The sequence below is a fragment of the Spiroplasma melliferum KC3 genome (genome assembly GCF_000236085.2).
In the GTDB taxonomy this organism is placed as follows: domain Bacteria; phylum Bacillota_I; class Bacilli_A; order Mycoplasmatales; family Mycoplasmataceae; genus Spiroplasma; species Spiroplasma melliferum.
Genome location: NZ_AGBZ02000004.1, coordinates 182,385 through 203,105 on the forward strand (window position 1 = coordinate 182,385; position 20,721 = coordinate 203,105).

General features: G+C 28.7%; 15 protein-coding genes. 14 read left to right on the forward strand and 1 reads right to left on the reverse strand.

Annotation, left to right across the window (positions count from 1 at the left end; genetic code table 4):
- Position 1: 1 nt before the first annotated feature.
- The 10 genes from dxr to SPM_RS05275 are packed head-to-tail and all read left to right on the forward strand — an operon-like array spanning position 2 to position 14,701.
- Positions 2 to 1,147, forward strand: a complete 1,146-nt coding sequence (gene dxr / locus SPM_RS05230) for a 1-deoxy-D-xylulose-5-phosphate reductoisomerase (RefSeq protein ID WP_004028570.1) — start codon at positions 2 to 4, stop codon at positions 1,145 to 1,147.
- Positions 1,148 to 1,186: 39 nt separating this feature from the next.
- A complete protein-coding gene (gene rseP, locus SPM_RS05235; protein ID WP_004028571.1) occupies positions 1,187 to 2,536 on the forward strand; it encodes an RIP metalloprotease RseP in 1,350 nt (449 codons plus the stop codon).
- A 27-nt stretch (positions 2,537 to 2,563) separates the two neighbouring features.
- Positions 2,564 to 6,922, forward strand: a complete 4,359-nt coding sequence (locus SPM_RS05240; protein WP_004028572.1) for a PolC-type DNA polymerase III — start codon at positions 2,564 to 2,566, stop codon at positions 6,920 to 6,922.
- A gap of 59 nt (positions 6,923 to 6,981) precedes the next feature.
- On the forward strand, positions 6,982 to 7,875 hold the full coding sequence (era, locus tag SPM_RS05245; RefSeq protein WP_004028573.1) for a GTPase Era: 894 nt from the start codon (positions 6,982 to 6,984) through the stop codon (positions 7,873 to 7,875).
- A gap of 1 nt (position 7,876) precedes the next feature.
- Positions 7,877 to 8,623: a DNA repair protein RecO gene (recO, locus tag SPM_RS05250; protein WP_004028574.1), complete on the forward strand. Its 747-nt coding sequence runs from the start codon at positions 7,877 to 7,879 to the stop codon at positions 8,621 to 8,623.
- Positions 8,624 to 8,674: 51 nt separating this feature from the next.
- Positions 8,675 to 10,042 carry a glycine--tRNA ligase gene (locus SPM_RS05255; RefSeq protein ID WP_004028575.1) on the forward strand — a complete coding sequence of 456 codons (1,368 nt, stop codon included), beginning with the start codon at positions 8,675 to 8,677 and terminating at the stop codon, positions 10,040 to 10,042.
- Between the two features lie 18 nt (positions 10,043 to 10,060).
- Complete coding sequence (gene dnaG, locus SPM_RS05260) at positions 10,061 to 11,941, forward strand: DNA primase (protein WP_004028576.1); 1,881 nt, start codon at positions 10,061 to 10,063, stop codon at positions 11,939 to 11,941.
- 5 nt (positions 11,942 to 11,946) lie between these two features.
- On the forward strand, positions 11,947 to 13,284 hold the full coding sequence (locus SPM_RS05265; protein WP_004028577.1) for a sigma-70 family RNA polymerase sigma factor: 1,338 nt from the start codon (positions 11,947 to 11,949) through the stop codon (positions 13,282 to 13,284).
- Between the two features lie 11 nt (positions 13,285 to 13,295).
- Positions 13,296 to 13,958, forward strand: coding sequence for a tRNA (adenine(22)-N(1))-methyltransferase (locus SPM_RS05270; protein WP_004028578.1), 663 nt, complete (start codon positions 13,296 to 13,298; stop codon positions 13,956 to 13,958).
- Positions 13,958 to 14,701, forward strand: coding sequence for a Nif3-like dinuclear metal center hexameric protein (locus SPM_RS05275; RefSeq protein WP_004028579.1), 744 nt, complete (start codon positions 13,958 to 13,960; stop codon positions 14,699 to 14,701). The genes SPM_RS05270 and SPM_RS05275 overlap by 1 nt, the downstream gene beginning before the upstream one ends.
- A 9-nt stretch (positions 14,702 to 14,710) precedes the next feature.
- Here SPM_RS05275 and ispH read toward each other — a convergent pair whose 3' ends face one another.
- The gene (gene ispH, locus SPM_RS05280) at positions 14,711 to 15,592 is read right to left on the reverse strand and encodes a 4-hydroxy-3-methylbut-2-enyl diphosphate reductase (protein WP_004028580.1); all 882 of its coding nucleotides are present in this window, start codon (positions 15,590 to 15,592) and stop codon (positions 14,711 to 14,713) included.
- A gap of 287 nt (positions 15,593 to 15,879) precedes the next feature.
- On the opposite strand from ispH, the gene SPM_RS05285 reads away from it, so the two are divergent.
- The 4 genes from SPM_RS05285 (at position 15,880) to SPM_RS05300 (ending at position 20,719) form a co-directional block, all read left to right on the forward strand.
- Positions 15,880 to 16,278, forward strand: coding sequence for a hypothetical protein (locus SPM_RS05285; RefSeq protein WP_004028581.1), 399 nt, complete (start codon positions 15,880 to 15,882; stop codon positions 16,276 to 16,278).
- Positions 16,279 to 16,419: 141 nt separating this feature from the next.
- Entirely contained in the window at positions 16,420 to 17,154 is a 735-nt protein-coding gene (locus tag SPM_RS05290) for a hypothetical protein (protein WP_004028582.1), read from the forward strand.
- A 78-nt stretch (positions 17,155 to 17,232) separates the two neighbouring features.
- Entirely contained in the window at positions 17,233 to 18,615 is a 1,383-nt protein-coding gene (locus tag SPM_RS05295; RefSeq protein WP_004028583.1) for a DEAD/DEAH box helicase, read from the forward strand.
- A 145-nt stretch (positions 18,616 to 18,760) separates the two neighbouring features.
- Positions 18,761 to 20,719 carry an ABC transporter permease gene (locus SPM_RS05300; protein ID WP_004028584.1) on the forward strand — a complete coding sequence of 653 codons (1,959 nt, stop codon included), beginning with the start codon at positions 18,761 to 18,763 and terminating at the stop codon, positions 20,717 to 20,719.
- Positions 20,720 to 20,721: the final 2 nt, after the last annotated feature.

A 20,721-nucleotide genomic window follows, 5' to 3' on the forward strand; every position in this document is an offset into this window, starting at 1 on the left:
TATGCAAAATATTATTATTTTTGGCGCTTCTGGGAATATTGGTCAACAAGCGTTACAAATTATTGAATCAAATCCAAATGATTTTCAAATTACAGCTGTTAGTATTTATCATAATGTTCCAACTCTAATTAAGATTTTAGAAAAGCATCCCACAATCAGGATTGTTCATCTTGGTGATGAAACCCAACAAGCTATTTTAACAGCACAATATCCAAATATAACTTTTGTAACCGGAGAAACGGGAATTAATGCAATGTTAGCTGCTTTTCCTACAGCTTTAGTTTTAAATGCAATTAGTGGTTTTGCAGGATTATACCCAACATTACAAACTTTATATGGAAAAAATCGTACTTTATTATTAGCAAATAAAGAATCATTAGTAGTGGCAGGGGATTTAATTAACAGTTTATTAACAAAAAATAATAATCAATTATATCCAATTGATTCTGAACATTGTGCTATTTTTCAATGTTTAGAGCAAACCAATCCGTGTTCAGAAATTATTTTAACAGCTTCGGGAGGGATGTTTGCTAATAAAACATTAACTGATTTAAAAACGATTGATGAGCAACAAGCATTACAACATCCAACTTGAAAGATGGGACAAAATATTACCATTGATTCTTCAACAATGGTGAACAAAGGATTGGAAATTATTGAAGCTTATCATTTATTTAAAACTTCGAAAATTACTGTTGTTTTACATCCACAAGCTATTTTACATTCTGCCGTACAATATGCAGATTATTCAATTATTGGCCAATTATCAAAGCCTTCAATGTTACAAGTTTTAAATTATTTTTTATATTATCCAACTCGAAAGAATAGTTCTTTCTTAAAACCATTAAATTTTGAGGAATTAATAACTTTAACATTTCAAAAAGCTGATTTATCACGTTGAAAAGCACTACAGTTAGCCTATCGTTGTTTGAATGAAAATAATTCATTAGCAATTGCTTTTAATGCAGCAAACGAAGAATTACGTTCTCTTTTTGTAGTTGGAAAAATTAAGTTTTATCAAATTGTGGATTATATTGAATATTTTATGGACCAAATTAAGCCACAAAAATTAGTTAATTATCGTGAAATCAAAGAATTAAATGATATCATTAAAAGAGATATTATTAATTATTTTTCTGAAAAATAATGTTGTTCCAAATAAAAAAAGTAAGGAGTTAAGAAATAAATGTCAGCAGGAATGGTAGTTTTAGGTTTTGTAATTGGGGTTATAATTTTATTAATGTTGGTTACAATTCATGAATTTGCACATTTTATTATTGCGAAATTAGCGGGAGCGTATGTTTATGAATTTGCAATTGGTTTTGGTCCCAAAATTTTTTCTTGAGGGAAAAAAGAAACCCGTTACTCAATCCGAATTTTTCCTTTTGGAGGGTATGTCTATATTGCGAGTCAATTAGTTGATCCACCAAAGGGACGTGAAGAGGAACATGTTCCTGAAGAACGAAAAATGGAAAATATTGCAAAATGAAAACGATTAATTTTTATTGTAGCAGGGGCTTTAATGAATTTTTTTATTGCTGTTTTTATTTTTACCACAACTTTTGCAGCATTAAGTTATAAACCATCTGATATGACATATTGAGGAGCTAAATATGATTCGAATGGTGCAGCATATGCTGCTTTTGCAACTAGTGGTCAAAATGTTGCCCAAGATATTGTGATTTTAGATTATTGATTAGGACCTAGCAAAGAAAAACTTAAAGTAGCACAAGAATATTATCGTGATCAAGAGCAGGATAAACCTGATAATAACCAGAATCATATTTTAGCAAGTCACTTGGGAACAGTAGATAAGATTCCAACTTATTTAACAACAGTTTCTAATTTTATTAAAAATTTAAAACAACAATATGATAATAGTGATAACGATAAAAAAATTAATTATATTATTATTGGTTTTGCTCTTGTAAATAGTAAACAAGAAGTTACAATTGCTGCAGATGGTCATTTATTTTATACGGAAGCAGTTGAATTAACAAAAACAAACAATACTTATACAGTTGGAATTAGAGCTCCTGATCGTCAGTTTGCTTCAACTGCGCAAGCATATGGATATGGTTGGGGAGAAACCTTTAGAAAATCAGTAACAATTTTAAAATCATTTGGGTTATTATTTACTGGCCAATGAGGGCAATTATCTGGTCCAGTTGGAATTGCTAAAACAATTTCTTCAATGTTAACAGAAGGGCCAGCACTTTTCTTTATGTATGTGGCAATGTTATCCGCTAATTTATTTGTTTTAAACTTAATTCCAATTCCACCATTAGATGGTTATAAGTTTTTTGAAACATCAATTGAAGGAATTGTTGGTGGAGTGAAACGTCTAAATGGTCGTATGAGAATTTGAAAAAAACGTTATGATCCAGCGCAACAAAAAATATTATTAGAAGAATATCAAGCAAAAGACCAAAAATGACAGTTACCACATAAAGCAAAGATTATCATTAATGTGACGGGAGCAATATTGTTTATTTTATTATTTATTGGAATAACAATTAAAGATGTCTTTTTTTAAGCAGAAAAGCTAGGTGAGGATTAGATGATGGACCAACAATTGATAAAACTATTTACAGCAAATAATTTAGAATTTACCGGAAATTATTTTGATGATGCTAAAGTCATTAAAGCAGAATATAGTACTAGTGAAGGTTTTTTTCGTGTTGTTATTGAAATTAATGATTTTTTACCGCCAGAAGTTTTACTAAAATTAGAACAAACTTTATTAGAAAATCAAACATTACCCACAAAGATTTCTTTACGGGTTCGAAAAGAACAATATGAATTAGCAACTATTTTTAGTTATTTAGAATATATTCGGTTAAATAAATCGGAATTAAAAAATAGTTTTTTTAGTAAATTATCCCCAGAGCGATTTGCTTTAACTGATAATATTTTAAAAATTACTGTTCATTCAGAAAGTGAACAAAAATTAGTAGGTGAGCATTGTAATTATTATCAAAAAAAACTTCGTCGTTATGGTTTTAGTGATTTACAATTAGCTCTAGTGATTGATTTACGGGAAAATAATATTTTAGAAATTAACGAACAAGAATTAATTAAATATCAAGAAACAGCGCAAAAAACAGAACAGTTAATTTCAAAGCCAACAAATGGCGCTAATTCTGTTCGAAGAGAACCGAATAGTTATCATAGAGCAAAAATTGGAGAAGCAAGTTATGAACGATTAATTGATATTGACCAAGATGTTCCCAATGTTACAATTTATGGAAAAATTTTGAGTAAAGAACGGCAATTAATTTCAACAAAAAAATTTATTTATGTAATAACAGTTACTGATTATAGTGATACAATTGGCGCAAAGTTTTTTACTCGAACAGAACAACCAGATGATTTTATTGAAGAATTAAAAACTAATGAATGAGTTAGTCTTTTTGGTGATATTCGGTATGATACTTATGCGAATGAACAAATGTTTTTTATTAAAAAAATTTCTCGTTTAGATCGCGAAGACTTGTATCGTGAAGATAATGCGCCTGAGAAACGCATAGAGTTACATTTACATACTAAAATGAGTGTTATGGATGGAGTAACAGATCTTGCAATGCTTTTTAAAACATTACAGCATTGGAATCATAAAGCAATTGCTTTTACTGACCATTTAAATGTTCAAGCTTATCCGGAAATTTATAATCTTAATAAGAAATATCCCGATATTAAAGTTATTTATGGTGTTGAAGCAGATGTTTTAGATGATAAAGTATGATATGTTAAAAACCCTCATCACCATAATTTACGAACTGCAAAATATGTTATTTTTGACTTAGAAACAACTGGCTTAAGTAGTAGTTATGATGAAATTATTGAGTTTGGAGCCGTTATCATGGATGGTATTAGTGGTGAACGCCAAACAATTAATCATCTGTTCAAACCATCAGTTAAGTTATCATCATTTACAACCGAATTAACAGGAATTACTGATGAATTATTAGCTGATAAACCAACTTTTATTGAATCAATTGACCAAATTTTAGAATATTTTAAGGATGCAATTTTAATTGCGCATAATGCTGAGTTTGACCTTGGTTTTATTCAATCATGGTTAAAAAAAGCTGGGCGCTCAGAAATTAATAATACAGTAATTGATACTTTACAATTATCACGGATTTTAGAACCACATTTGAAAAATTATCGCTTGGGAACAATTGCTCGTTGTTATAGTGTTATTTATAATGAAGAAGTTGCTCACCGTGGTGATTATGATGCAATTGTTTTAACTGACATTTATGAACATCAACTACGGAAAATGATTAATAATTATGGTATTGAGTTTGATAATGACATTGAGAATATTCATGACCCGGCTGTTTACAAAAAATTGCGACCAAAACATATGACAATTTTAGCAAAAAATCAGGCGGGCTTATTGGAATTATTTAAATTAATAACTGCTGCACATACTAAATATTTTTACTCATCACCAAAATTATTACGAAGTGTAATTGAACAACATCGTAGTAATTTATTAATTGGGTCATCGTGTGTTAACGGTGATGTTTTTGAAGTGGCACGAAATAAAGATTTATCGGAATTACGAGAAACAATTAAGTTTTATGATTATATTGAAGTTCAACCCCCAAGTGTATATAAACATTTAGTCCAAATGGGTGATTTGTCAGAAGAACGACTATTAACGGTAATCAAAGATATTGTTTTTACAGCAAAAGAATTAAATAAATTAGTTGTTGCTACTGGTGATGTTCATTATCTTAATCCAGAAGATAAAATTTTTCGTGAAGTTTATATTAATGCAAAAGGAATTGGGGGCCGACCACATCCTTTATATGACTATAAGCAACGAGTAACGGATAATCCTGATCAGTTTTTAAGAACAACAATGGAAATGATGAACGAATTTAAGTTTTTAAATGATGATGAATTAATTTATGAAATTGTAGTAACAAATCCAAATTTAATTTCTGACCAAATTGAAAAAGTTGAAATTATTAAAGATAAATTATATACGCCTAAGATTAAGGGTAGTGACCAATTATTAAAAGAATTATGTTATCAAAATGCTTATAAAATTTATGGTAATCCATTGCCAGAAATTGTTGCTTCCCGTTTAGAACGAGAATTAAATGCTATTATTAAACATGGTTTTGCTGTTATTTACTGAATTGCGCATAAATTAGTTGATAAATCATTACAAGATGGTTATTTAGTTGGGTCGCGGGGAAGCGTTGGTAGTAGTTTTGTTGCAACAATGAGTAATATTACCGAAGTAAATCCATTACAACCACATTATTTATGTTCTTATTGTAGTTATAGTGAATTTATTGTTGATGGATCGGTTAAGTGTGGATATGATTTATCAGCTCGTACTTGTCCAAAGTGTCAAAAACCATTAAAAGGGGAAGGACATGATATTCCATTTGAAACATTTTTAGGGTTTGAAGCGGATAAAGTTCCTGATATTGATTTAAACTTTTCAGGAGAATATCAACCAATTGCGCATGATTTTACCAAAGAAATGTTTGGCGAGCGTAGTGTTTATCGTGCGGGAACAATTTCCACAGTGGCAGAAAAAACTGCATATGGTTATGTGAAAGGTTATTTTGAAAGTAAAAATATTTTACATTTAAAACGCCGCGCAGAATTAGAACGAATTGCTAAGGGTTGTGAAGGGGTTAAACGAACAACTGGCCAGCATCCAGGTGGAATTGTTGTTATTCCAAATGAATATGAAGTTGAAGCGTTTACACCAGTTAATTTTCCTGCTGATGATATAAAATCAAATTGGTTAACTACTCATTTTGATTTCCACGCAATTCATGATAATGTTTTAAAGTTAGATATTTTAGGTCATGTTGATCCAACTGCTTTGCGAATGCTACAAGATTTAACGGGAGTGGATCCAAAAACAATTCCAACAAATGATGAAGCGGTTTTAAGTCTTTTTCGAAGTTTAGATGTTTTAAACATTAAACCAGAAGATATTAATGGTGAAAAAACTGGCGCAATTGGCATTCCTGAATTTGGTACTTTTTTTGTTCGTAAGATGCTATTAGATACAAAACCTACTTCATTTGCAGATTTAGTTCAAATTTCAGGATTATCACATGGAACAGATGTTTGAATTGGTAATGCCCAAGAATTAATTCGAAATCAAAATATTAGTATCTCAGAAGTAATTGGGTGTCGTGATGACATTATGGTTAATTTAATTTATAAAGGGTTACCTGCTCAAAGTGCTTTTAAGATTATGGAAGATGTTCGTAAGGGAAAAGGTTTAACAGCTGAACATGAGCAATTAATGCGGGATAATAATGTTGAACAATGATATATTGATTCATGTAATAAAATTAAGTATATGTTCCCAAAAGCACATGCAACAGCCTATGTTTTAATGGCATGACGGGTGGCATGATACAAAATTAATTACCCAGTTGAATATTATGCAACATTTTTTTCAACTCGAACAGATGTTTTTGACATTAAAACAATTTTAAAAGGAGCAGAAACAATCAAACAAGTATTAAGAGATATTCAAACTCGGTTGGATAATAAAGATTTTAATGCACCGAATAAACCAACTCAAAAAGAAAAAGATTTAATTCCAGTTTATGAAATAGCATTAGAAATGTATGCCCGAGGAATTAAAATGAGTAATATTGATTTAAAAACAAGTCGCAATAAAAATTTTACGGTTATTACAACTGAAAATAATGAAAAAATTATTTTACCACCATTTTCGGCAATTGATGGCTTGGGAGGTGCTGTTGGTGATAGTATTATTAATGCTCGTTATGAAAAACCATTTTTATCAGTTGCTGATTTACAAAAACGAACAAATATTACAAAGGCTCATTTAGAATCATTTGAAGAACTTGGAATTTTAAAAGATTTATCGTTAGATGATCAAATTGCTTTTGAGTTTTAAATAAGATAATTTTTTAAGGTATTTTCCTTTATAATTAGAATAATTAAGAGGTGAGGAAAATGGCAATTAAATCAGGCTTTGTTGCAATTGTGGGTCGACCAAATGTCGGAAAATCAACATTATTGAATACAATTTTAAATAATAAAGTAGCAATTGTAACGGCAAAGGCACAAACAACGCGTAACCGGATTCAAGGTATTTATAATGATCAAGAATCACAAATTGTGTTTATGGATACACCAGGCATTCATAAAGCTCATCATGAAATGGGAAAATTTATGAACAAAGTTGCGTTATCAGCAACCAAAGCAGCTGATGTTATTTTATTTTTAGCCCCGGCAAATGAACGAATTGGTGATAATGATCGTTATATTATCAAAGCACTACAAGAGCGAGCAATTCCAATTGTTTTAGTTGTCACAAAAATTGATTTAGTTTCCAAAGGTGATTTAATGGTAAAAATTGCTGAATGAGAAAAAATTCATCAATTTACTGCAGTTATTCCAGTTTCAGCAGTTAAACATAAAAATCTTGAAACATTATTAATTTTATTAAAAACACATTTAGAAGTAGGACCACAATATTATCCCGATGATATGCTAACTGACCAACCCGAAAAGTTTTTAATTCGTGAAATTATTCGAGAAAAAATTTTGTTATTAACAGAAGATGAGATTCCCCATAGTGTTGCGATTTTAATTGATAAAATTGAAGATCAACCACAACTATTAAAAATTATGGCTTCAATTTGTGTTGAACGTGATTCACAAAAAGGAATTATTATTGGGAAACAAGGACGCCTAATTAAAAAAATTGGAACACAAGCACGCTTAGAATTAGAACAAATTTTAGGAACAAAAATATTTTTAGAATTATTTGTTAAAGTAGTTGATAAATGACGGGATAAGCCTTCAATGATTGCTCGTTTAGGTTATAACAAAGAAAGTTATTAAAATGGCCCAAAAATTAACAGGAATAGTGTTGAATAAACAACCTTATGATGATAATAGTGCCATTGTAACGATTTTGTCAAAAGAATTAGGCAAATTAGCTTTTTTTGCCCCTGGAGTACAAAAAATTACATCAAAAAATCAGTATGCAGTACAATTCTTAGCAACAAGTGAGTTTGAAATATTTTTATCATATCATAATAATAAGTTAAGTAAATTAAAAACAGGAAATTTATTAAGAACAAGAATTAAATTAGCGCAAAATTATGATGATTATTTATTAGCAACATTAATTTGTGAAATTGCTGAACAAGCGGTGGCTGACCGTCAGCCCGATAATGCATTGTACGAATTATTAACAACAACATTAGATAATTTAGTTGCATGAGAAGATAATTTAAGTATTGTAATTGCTTTTATGTTTCGTACTTTAAAATGATATGGATTAGAATGAAACTTTACAATGTGTAAACGCTGTGGTAGCAAACAACACATTAAAACAATTAGTTTTCTTGAAGAAGGATATCTTTGTAAAAATTGTTTATTACCAAGAGATTATCTTTTTCCAATTGAATTAGTTAAAGTTTTTAATAGTAATTTTCATACTAATTTTTATTTTCACAATAAGATTAATATAAAAGTGTTAATAATATTATTTAAAATGTTATGTGAGTATTATTTAACAAAAGTTGGAATATTTTCGTGTAGTATTTATGAAATGCGACAAAAATCAATTTATTTTAAAGAATAACATAGTATAATAGTATAATTGAGAATAGAAAAATAAGAAGGAGTTACATTAATGCAATATACATTAGAAGAAGTTGTTAATCATTTAAAAACACAAGGTTTTGTGTTTCAAGGTAGTGAGATTTATGGCGGTTTAGCAAACAGCTGAGATTTTGGACCGTTGGGGGTTGAATTAGAACGAAATTTAAAAAATTTATGATGACAACATTTTATTACGAAATCAAAATATAATGTTGGTCTTGATAGTGCTATTTTAATGAACAATAATGTTTGAAAAGCTTCTGGGCACCTTGGTAATTTTGCTGACCCATTATTAGACTGTAAAAAGTGTAAAACCCGAATGCGGGCAGATAAACTGATTGAAGATAATTATCCGAAATTAAATTGTGGTGGTTGAACTAATGAACAATTAGAAACTTTTATTACTGAAAAAAATATTTTATGTCCAAATTGTGGTGGACATGACTTTACTGAAATTCGTCAGTTTGAATTAATGTTTAAAACAAATCAAGGTGTAATTGAAGATGAAAAATCAGTTGTTTATTTGCGGCCAGAAACAGCACAAGGAATTTTTGTCAATTTTAAAAATGTCCAACGTTCTTTACGAAAAAAAATCCCTTTTGGAGTTGGTCAAATTGGAAAGTCATTTCGTAATGAAATTACCCCGGGAAATTTTATTTTTCGTACACGTGAATTTGAACAAATGGAATTAGAATTTTTTTATGATAGTAACGAAAAGGTTGATTGATTTGAATATTGAGTTAAAGAAGTAACCAAGTTTTTAGAATTAATTAATTTAAAATCAGAAAACTATCGTTTTCGTGAGCATAATGCTGATGAATTAGCCCATTATGCGAAACGAACTATTGATATTGAATATAAATTTCCGTTTGGAATAGGTGAATTATGGGGGATCGCTGACCGTGGGGATTATGATTTACGTCGTCATAGTGAAATGAGTAAAAATGATTTGTCGTATTTAAATCAAGAAACAAATGAAAAAATTATGCCGCATGTAATTGAACCATCTGTTGGAGTTGGTCGTTTGCTGCTAGCTATTTTATATGATGCTTACCATGTTGAAAAAGTTGATGACAATGAGACGAGAATTGTTTTAAAATTAAGTCCGTTATTAGCTCCGTATCAAATTGCGGTGATTCCATTAAGCAAACAATTAAACAGCGAGGCTTATCAACTATATGAAAAACTCTTAGTTCATTTTCAGTGTACTTATGATGAAACAGGAAATATTGGAAAGCGTTATCGTCGTCAAGATGCGATTGGAACACCGTTTTGTGTAACAGTTGATTTTGATACTCAAGAAGACCAAAAAGTTACCGTTCGTAATCGTGATACAATGAAACAAGAACGAGTGGCAATTACTAATTTAGAAAGTTATTTCACCGCAGCATTAAAATAATTAAAAGGAGTGAAAGGTATGGCATTAATTAGTAATGAAAAAATTGATTTAATTAAGTCAAAAGTAAATATTGTTACCGTAATGTCAGAATATTTATCGCTTGAAAAACGTGGCCGTAATTATTGAGCAGTTTGTCCATTTCATCAAGATTCACATCCTTCAATGAGTATTTCACCAGAAAAGCAAATTTATCGTTGTTTTGCTTGTTCAGCTGGTGGCAATGTTTTTACTTTTTTACAAGAATATGAAAATATTAGTTTTATTGAAGCGTTAAAAAAAGTTGCAGTAATGGCCAATATTTCATTAGATGAATTAACTGCTTATCAAGAAAAACCGAAATATGATCAAAGTGAACAGTTAATTTTTGAAATTAATGCCTTAGCAAGTGCTTACTTTAGTAATAATTTAGAAACAAAAAAAGCTTATGATGCAAAAGAATATTTAACAAAACGGAACATTAATAATACTGAAATTGAATTATTTCAGATTGGTTATGCGGAAAGTGGTTTTGATCATTTGTACCATTTTTTAATTAAAAAAGGATATTCAATTAATGATATCCAACAAGCGGGTTTAATTACAATTAAAAATGGTAAGGTATATGATTATTTTAATAATCGCCTAATGTTTCCAATTAAAAATGAAGATAGTTATGTTATCGGTTTTTCTGGGCGAGTAATTGGAACTACCAGCCAAGTAGCAAAGTATCTTAATACTCCTGAAACAAAGGTTTTTAAAAAAGAACAACTAATGTATAATATTCACCGGGCGAAACCTTTTATTCGTCAGCAAAATAATCTAATTTTACTTGAAGGATATATGGATGTTATTAGTTTAGAAAAATTAGATATTAAAAATACCGTTGCTTTGATGGGAACTAATTTAAGTGAATATCATTTAAAAGAAATTAAAAGATTAACGAATGAATGTTTACTTTTTTTGGACGGCGATAAGGCTGGAATTAATGCTAGTTTAAAAGCAGCAATTAAATTGTTAAGTAATAATCTAAAAGTTAAAATTGTCTTGAATGAAACTCAGCAAGATCCTGACGAATTAGTTAATAGTGGTCAAGGGGAATTAATTCAAACAATGTTAGCAAATGCCCAACATCCAATTAATTTTGCTCTTGATTATTTTCAAAATAAATTTAATTTACAAGCAGCAAATGAATTAGAAGAATTTTTTAATATTGTGGCACCTTTAATTAAAGCCAGTCCAAATCCATTGGAACAAGAATTAGCGGTTAATAATTTAGTTAAAATAACAGGAATATCGAAAGAAACAATTACAACAAAAATTGGGCAAATTAAATCATATCAAAAAGCAGTTTTTTCACCTATGACATCAGAACCAATTCCTAATGTAACGAACGATAATAATTATCAGCAAAGGTTATCAACAAGGTTCAAACCACAGCAAAGCAAGACTGTTATAATTAAAAAGACAAAATATAAAATTAAAAATTTAAAGCGATATCTTTTAGCAGAGCAAAATATGGTTTTACAATTACTTGCTTCTCGGAAAGCAGCGGATTTTTATCAAAGAAAAATTGGAAATTTAAATTTTGATGGTTATCGTTTGTTAGCAAATGATATAATTACTTATTATAATGGACATTTGGGGGCAGAAAATGTTAAAATTAATATGTTGTGTGATGAAATAAATGATCCAAATTTAAAAAAAATATTAATGGATATTATTAATAAATCAACGATTAAAATTAAATATAATAAGAAAGAATTAGAAGACTATGCGCTCTTAATTGATGATTTTGCTAATGAAAAAGAGATTGCAATGCTATGAAATAAGTTAGAAAAAGCAAGTAATCTAATTGAGCAACAAGCAATTTCAATGGAAATTGACAAGTTGAATCAACGATTAAAATTTAAAAAGGGGTAGAGAGAATGGGATTATCAAAAAAAGAAGTCAGAGATATGAAATCTTTTGATGAATTTAAAGAATATATTAATAAATATTTAGAAGAAAATAACAATGAAATTGAACAAGAAAAATTAATAACATTAATTAATGATCATTTTGAAGTTGATGATAATGATGTTAAAGAATATTTTGAAGAATTAGTCACTAATGGTGTTGAATTTAGTGATGTTAATTTAGAAGAATTAGAAGAAAATGAAGTTCCTGAACCAGAAAAAGTAACAAAAAAACAACCAGATGAAAAATTACGTTATAAAGTTGGTGGTATTTCAAATGAAACAAAAATTCAGGATATTATTAAAGCTTACTTTAATATTTTGGGAACAAGTAAGATTTTAACTCGTGAGGAAGAAATTAAATATGCCAAAATTCTAGAATCATCTGATCCAGAAGAAAGACGTTTTGGAAGGGATAAATTAATCACTTCTAACTTAAAGTTAGTTGTTTCAGTTGCCCGCAAACATTTAAACCGGGGATTAGATTTTTCAGATTTAATTGAAGAAGGAAACATCGGGTTAATGAAAGCTGTTGATAAGTTTGATTATAAGCGTGGTTTTAAATTTTCAACATATGCAACATGATGAATTAGACAAGCAACAACACGGGCAATTGCTGATCAAGCGCGAACAATTCGGATCCCTGTTCATATGGTTGAAACAATTAATAAATTAACAAGAATTGAACGTCAATTAACACAAGAATTAGGGCGCGAACCAAGTTACAATGAAATTGCCGAAAAAATGGGGCAAGGAATGGTTGGCGAAAAAGTTCGTGAAATTAAAAGATTATCAATTGAACCGGTTTCATTAGAAAAACCAATTGGTGATGAGGATGATACTCATTTTGGTGATTTTGTTGATGATAAAGATATTTTTACACCGGATGAATATGCTGAAAAAGAATCATTACGAGAAGTAATTGATGAAGTTTTCCATGAAATTTTATCAGCCCGAGAAGAAAAAGTAATTAGAATGCGGTTTGGACTTTTACCAACAAAGTTACGAACAGTATTACGGTTAGCAAAAGAATGCGAAGATGAAACTTTTCCTGAATTAGTCCAAACAGTTAAAGCGCTTGATATTCACTATGATACACCAATTGAAAAAGTACAAAGTCAAAAAAATGCGTTAATTGATAAACATTTATCAAAATATGATTCGCCAAAAACATTAGAAGAAGTAGGCAAAGAGTTTAAAGTTACACGTGAACGAATTCGTCAAATTGAAGCAAAAACAATTCGTAAGTTTAAACCAAACCAAGCTAACTCAAAAGCAAAAGTATTAAAAGACTTTTTTAAAGGATAGAGGTTTTAAAAATGGATAGATTATCGGAACGTTTATTATTAATTGCTAAACAAGTTAATGAAAAAGATATTATTTGTGATATTGGGACAGATCATGCAATGATTCCAATTTATTTAGCAAAAGGAAATTTAATTACCAAAGCTTACGCTTGCGACATTGCTGAACAACCATTAAACCAAGCAAAAAAAAATATTGCAAAATATCATGCTGAAGAACTTATTACCCCAATTTTAGCAGATGGCTTAGCAGGAATTTCCCATATTAAGATTGATACATGTATTATTTCAGGATTAGGAAGTGCAACAATTTTAACCATTCTGCAACAAGATTCTGATTTAATTGATCGCTATATTTTATGTCCTAATGATGATCCATTTTTATTACGAGAATGAATTAAAAAACAAAAATACTTTGTTGAAAAAGAATTATTAATTAAAGAAAATGATATTATTTATGAAATTATTGTTGTTAATAAAAGTGCAGGTCAAAAAGTTAAAAATAACAAAGACTTATATTTTGGTCCTTGTCTTCGCAAAGAACATAATAAACTTTTTCAAGAAAAATGATTGTTAAAAAATGATTATTATTTAACATTATTAAACAAGATTCCTTCGAACACTAAGAGCTATCAAGAAATTAAAGCAAAACTAAAAATGATTAACAAGGTGATATAATGTTAATTAAAAAATTATATCAAGAAATTGAAACTGATTTTTCATTGAAAGCAGCTTGTAAATGAGATTATAGTGGTCATCAGTATGGAAGTAAAAATCATTTTGTAGCAAAAATTATGGTTTGTTTAGATTTAACGAGTGAAGTAATTACAGCGGCAATAGCTAAGCAAATTAATGTTATTATAACCCATCATCCTTTTTGTTTTGGCAAGAAAAAAAGAATTCAACGCATTCCTTATAAACAAACAATTATTGAGCTTCTTAATAAACATCAAATTGCTGTTTATGCTTTACATACCAATTATGATGGTTTAATGAATGAATTGATTTTACAAGAATTAAATCCTCAAAAAATTGTTGCATTTGATGATAATTTAACAAAGATTGGTCATATCAGTTTAACAGCTGATGAAATTATTACGAAATTAAAAGCAATTTTTAAAATTACAACAGTACAGCATAATTTACCTACGTTAGATCAACCAATTAAAACAGTTGCTTTAGCAGCAGGAGCAGCAGGTAATGTGATTGCAAATATTGACCAAAATATTGATCTTTTTATTACTGGTGAAGTTAAATGAGATCAATGAGTATTAGCAAATGAAAAACAATTAGCAGTTATTTGTTTCAACCACTATATGGAAGATTTTTTTACTGCTGCTTTTGCTGGATACTTAACACGAAAGTTTCCAACTTTAACAATTATTCCATATCATACAAAAAATATTATTAACTATCGTTAATAATATTTTTTATATTTGTTCTAAATAACGAATTACTTCTAATTGGATGATACTAGGTGTTGATGCTCCAGCAGTAACAGCAACACAAGTTTTATTTGCTAGCCAAGTTGGTTGAATATCACTTTTATCATTAATGCGATATGATTCAATACCAATTTGTTCACCCATTGCAACTAATTTTAAGGTGTTACTGCTACGATCATCACCAACAACAAGTAAAAGGTCAATTGTTGTTGGATCTAAACTTAGGACAGCATTTTGTCGTTCTAATGTTGCATTGCATAAATCATTTTTAAAAATAATTTCATTTGGAACAAGAGTTTTAAGTTTTTCAACAATTGCTTCAATATCAATTTTAGAAAGCGTTGTTTGGTTTGTAATTAAAATCTTTTTGGTTGGATCAAGATTGGGTAAAATGCTAGCAACTTCCTGTTCTGTTGTCACAAGATTGATGGTTGGACTAAGTGCTAACATTGCATTTGTTTCGGGATGAAAGTGCTTCCCAATAAAAATAATTTGATAATCCGGTTTTGCTAAATATTCCTTAATTAAATTTTTCGTAACTGTTACTCATTCACATTCAGTATCAACAAGTGTAATATTTTTTTGAACTGCAACATCTTTAATCCGATCATCACTACCATGGGCACTTAAAATCACAACAGCATTATCTGGCAAAGTTTGAATTAACTCAAGGCGATTAAGTTTAAAATCATTAACAGGAATAACACCTAAGTTAACGATTTCATCAATGACATGTTTATTATGGACAAGATAACCTAACATATAAATTTGTCGCCCGGCATATTTAATAGCAGCTTCTTTTGCTCATTTAATTGATTTAACAACACCAAGACAATAACCACGAGGTGTTACTTTTACAACTTTCATTTTTTCACCAATCCATTTTTATCTACTTATATGATATCATAACTAAAAATGTCTTTTATCATTTTAAAATAATATCTTAAACTTATTCATTAATCAAACTAAATTTGATATAATTAACTCGTCTATTTTAAGTGAAAATTTTATCTTTTTCTTAAAATATTACAATTATCTTAAATACTAAATTCAATTTGGGATAAAAAATTATTTAATGCAAAAACTAATGATTAATGCTATTTTAACACTAGCAACCAACATTGGTTTGATTTCATTATGAAAGGAGATTGAGTATGCCAGTAAGCTCAAAAGCTAAAAGCAAAAAGGTGCCCCAGTCGAAAAAACCAGTAGCAAAAAATGCGACAGAAGAAAAATGATTATTCATTAAATCACAAGCAGTTGTTGATTCAACTCCAGCTATGAAAAGATCAATTGATCGTTCAGTAGGAGATATTTATACAAAAACAGCAGCAGATTATCGGGCAAAAGATGGAACTGCCATTAGAACTGCCATTACAGCAGAAAGATTAATTGCAGAACGTTTAGGAAAAACAGCAACACAGAGAAAAGCAATTGAAGCACAAAGTAAAAAAAAGACCATTCAAATGTTAAATTCAAAGAAAGACAAAACACCTGCTAAAAAAGCAGCACCAAAAAAACCTTTGAAAAAAGTAGGGACAAAAAATAAGTAATGTTAACAATAACTAGATTTTCTAGTTATTGTTTTATTTAAAGTTTTTATTAATATTTTTCCTGTTTTTACAAAATAGAAAAATAAGATTAAGAATTTGAAATAATTAGGACTATAATAATAAAAGAGAAGAGGTTGGATCATGAAATCATTTGGTAAATGAAGTATAACTTTAATATGAGTTATTGTATTAATTATTTTAGTTTTAGCCTTAGTTTTTTTAGGAATATACTATGATGGTTATTATTGAGAAGGAAAAGGATTGCCGGTTAATATTAATGATATTAAAACATTTAATGGAAATGGTTATCAGTTAATAACCCAATTGGGAATTGGAAAATTAATGCGGTTAGTATCATCCGGGTCATTTATTTGAGGATATTCAAATATTGTTGTGCCTGATGGTGGTCAAGGAATTGATTTAATGACATGATTGCAACAACCGGGTAATGTTAATAATAGTGGTGTGATTCAATGACCCCAAAATTATGAATTAGAAGCAGGGACAAATTTTGCGGAAGTAGTTGGTAGTTTATTAATTGTGTTATTAGTTGCTATTCCTGTTTTAATCCTAATTGGGATATATGTTACAAAAAAAATGATAAAAGCAATGACACATCCTTACTCAATTGAATATTTAGATACACAGAAAAAATTGAAAAAAACAATAAAAGGAGCTAGAAAGGCACTGAAAAAAATGAATAAAGCTGTTCGCAAAGGACGTGAAACACCAACAACATTAGCACGAGAACAAGAACGATGAGCTAATTTAATTGTTAATGCTGAAGCAGATTTTATTAAAGAAAAAGAACTTTTTAAAACGCAGGATAATAAAAAACCAGTTGTGAAAAAATTAGTACCTGTTGGTAAAAAATAAAAGTTATTAATGAAATTAGCAATAATTTCATTTTTTAAATATGTTATAATTTGGAAGGTGAGAAAAGAGGGTTAAATTATGAGTAATTTTAATCAATTTGGCTTTAAACGGTTTTTAAATTTCGGTCTTGCTGAATTAAATTTTGTTGAACCAACTATTGTTCAAGAAAAAGTAATGCCATTATTGTTAAAACATCAAAATGTTATATGCAAGGCGCATACAGGAACTGGAAAAACATTTGCGTTTTGTTTGCCAATTTTAAATAATATAAATTATGAGCAAGTGAAGATTCAAGCCATTATTGTGACCCCAACACGTGAATTAGCAAAACAAATTTATGATAATATTCGTTTTTTTAAAAAATTTGAACCAAATTTACAAGTTAATTATTTTATTGGTGGCGAAGATATTAAACGTCAAATTGAACAATTACAACGAACACAGCCGCACATTATTATTGCCACTCCAACTCGGCTAAAAGATTTATTTGAGCAACAAAGTTTAAATTTAGGTAAATTAACAACTTTTATTATTGATGAATGTGATATGCTTTTTGATTTGGGTTTTATTGAAAATGTTGATTATATTTTGAGTAAAGTTAATTCTAATGTTCAAGTATCTGTTTTTTCTGCAACAATTCCGCATGAGTTGAAACCTTTTTTAATCAAATATTTAAAAAATCCACATTATTTAGATTTAAATGCCAATCAATTAACAAATCAAAACATTACACATATTTTAATTCCAACGAAGCATCAAGAACGAGAAACAATTTTATTAAAACTTTTAAAAACATTTGATCCATATTTATGTTTAATTTTTGTTAATAAAAAAACAGACATTAATAAGTATTATGATTTGTTATTAGAACATAATTATTCTGTAGTTCAATTACATGCAGGGTTAGAACCACGATTGCGAACACAAGTTGTTAAACGGATTCGAAATTTAGAATATAAATATGTTATTGCAAGTGATATTGCAGCCCGTGGGATTGATTTTATTGGTGTTAGTCATGTTATTTCAATTGATTTACCAAATGATTTAGAATATTATATTCATCGTAGTGGGCGTACTGGGCGGGCAAATTATACAGGGTATAGTTATGTTCTTTATGATACGAAAAATTTAACTTTAGTTCAACAATTAATTTCAAAGGGAATTACTTTTAAAACAAAGAAATGAAATCAACAGGGAGAATTGGTTGAAACAGTTATTAGTATTGATAAGTCTAAAAAACATTCTTCTCTTGTGGTTGATAATGAAATTAATAAAATTATTCATCGTTATAAGACAAAAGATAATAATAAAAAAGTTAAACCTGGTTATAAGAAAAAACGTAAAGCAGAAATTGATGAATTTAAAAAACAAGTTCGGCGAAGTCATATTAAGGAATCAATTAAAAGAATTAAAAAAGAAAAAGCGAAAGAACGGGCAAACAAATTATTTGATAAAGATTAAAAAGAAAAACTTCAAGTTTTTTGTTAATATTAATTTTTTAAAACAAGAAACAAAAGTCTTTTTTTTTTTTTTTTTTTGTATAATTATTTTGTAGTTTTTAAAATTACAAAATATATTATGAAATTAATGAAATAGGAGGAAAATTATGACTCATAATGAAACAGTCGAAGCAACGCAAGGAAAAAAAGCGGATTTAAATAAAAAGATAGTTCATTTTTTTTCATTAAAAATGTTTCGTTATACTTTAATTAAAATGTTAAAGGCACCATCAACATGGGTGATGTTTGTTTTAACATTAGCAGTGGGAATAATTATGGTTTTATCATTAGGATTAGGAATGAGAGATGTCGCTAGTGGAGACTATACTGATGCTGCTAAATCATTATTTACTATTTATTCATGGATTTGATATATGCTATACTTTGGGTTAACATCAATGTTTATTGGTTTTAAAGCGGTACAGTTAATTCGTGATGAAATTGATGATGGAACGTTATTAATTTTTTCATCAATTCCAATATCGCGAACAAGAATGATTATTGAAAAATGATTAGCTTTACAGTTATTATGCTTAATTTATTCACTAATTATTTTATTATTACCACCAATTTTATCATTAGCCATGGGACCGAAAGGAACAGCATTTGGAAAAGTAATTTTAAGCAAAGTTAACTTTATGATTTTAACAAGTTTTATTTTACAATTATTTTTAACTACAATTGGTATTCTAATTTCGTTAGGGTTAAATGCAAAAGGTGTTATTGGTATTTTATTTACAATTGGTTTTTTAACCGTAATTGGGGCAATGATTCCTTTTATTTATAATGCAAGTAAAGGTGATCGCGCATCACAATATTTGATCCAAACCGCGGATTTAGCAAAAAATCCAGTTAAATTTAAGGACTCTGATGTTAAAAAAACATATGATGATTTATTAAATCCGACTGGTTGACCAGTATGAAGCGTAACGGACAATAAACTTAGTATGTCATTTTCTAATAGTAGTGAAAATATGGAAGCTTTTGATGTGACTTCGCTAGCACGAAATATTGATTTAGTGATTACGAAAATACCTAATAATGGAAAAGATATTTCTTGAGATGATGTTGTTGCAGAAGTTAAAAAAACACCAAATGATTATCCAACATTAGCTAAATTAATTAATACTAATGTATTAGAATTTGATGGTTATAAGTCAAATAAATTTAATGTTGTTAAACCTACAACAGGTAACGAAGTTACATTTACCAATAATAGTGATAAAGGAATTAATATTTTATCTGATTTTTATAATGATGTAAGTTTACAACAGCCAATTACGCTGTCAAGAACAAAACCATCATCTAATTCTAAAATTGATTTAAATGTTTTAGATGAAACAAAATTAAAAACTAAAACAACAAAAAATATTTATCAAATTATTAAAACAATGTATGATAAATCAATTTTTTCACCGACAATTTTTGGTTATCCAAAAAATAGTTATCTTTCAGGAGGAATCCTTGCACCAAGTCGAATTGCATCTCTTGTTTTTAACACATTGTCAAAAAATAGTCAAAATAGATTTAATAATTTTTCTTGAGATTTTCGTGAATTCTTGGCCCATAATTTATATAATGAAAATGTTTATATTAATGATCCAGTTATGTCGTTATATACTCAATTTATTGCGCAAATGTCTTATTGGTCAAAACAAGGAATATATGGTCGATATGATGCTATTCATGATAATGAACAACAGTCACAAAATGAATTAAATAGTGTTAAAAAAGCTCAAACAAATTATAAATTAATGGCATACTTAAATTTATGACAACAATGAGTTGTAATGTGAACAGGAAATGCTAGTGCTAGTGTATCAGGAACAAACGATATGGCTGCAACAATGTTGTTACCAATTAATAATTATTTAGATGTTAAAATTGATAGTGTTATTTATCAAACAAGTGATTCTAATATAAAAACAAATTATTTTTTAATGGGGGACTTTAATAAACCAGTAACATTAACAAGTTTAGCTGGATTGTACACAGGTTATTTATTAGTAACTATTGCATTAGCAGGGTTAACATTATGATGAATTACAAGAAAGGATTTTGTATAGTT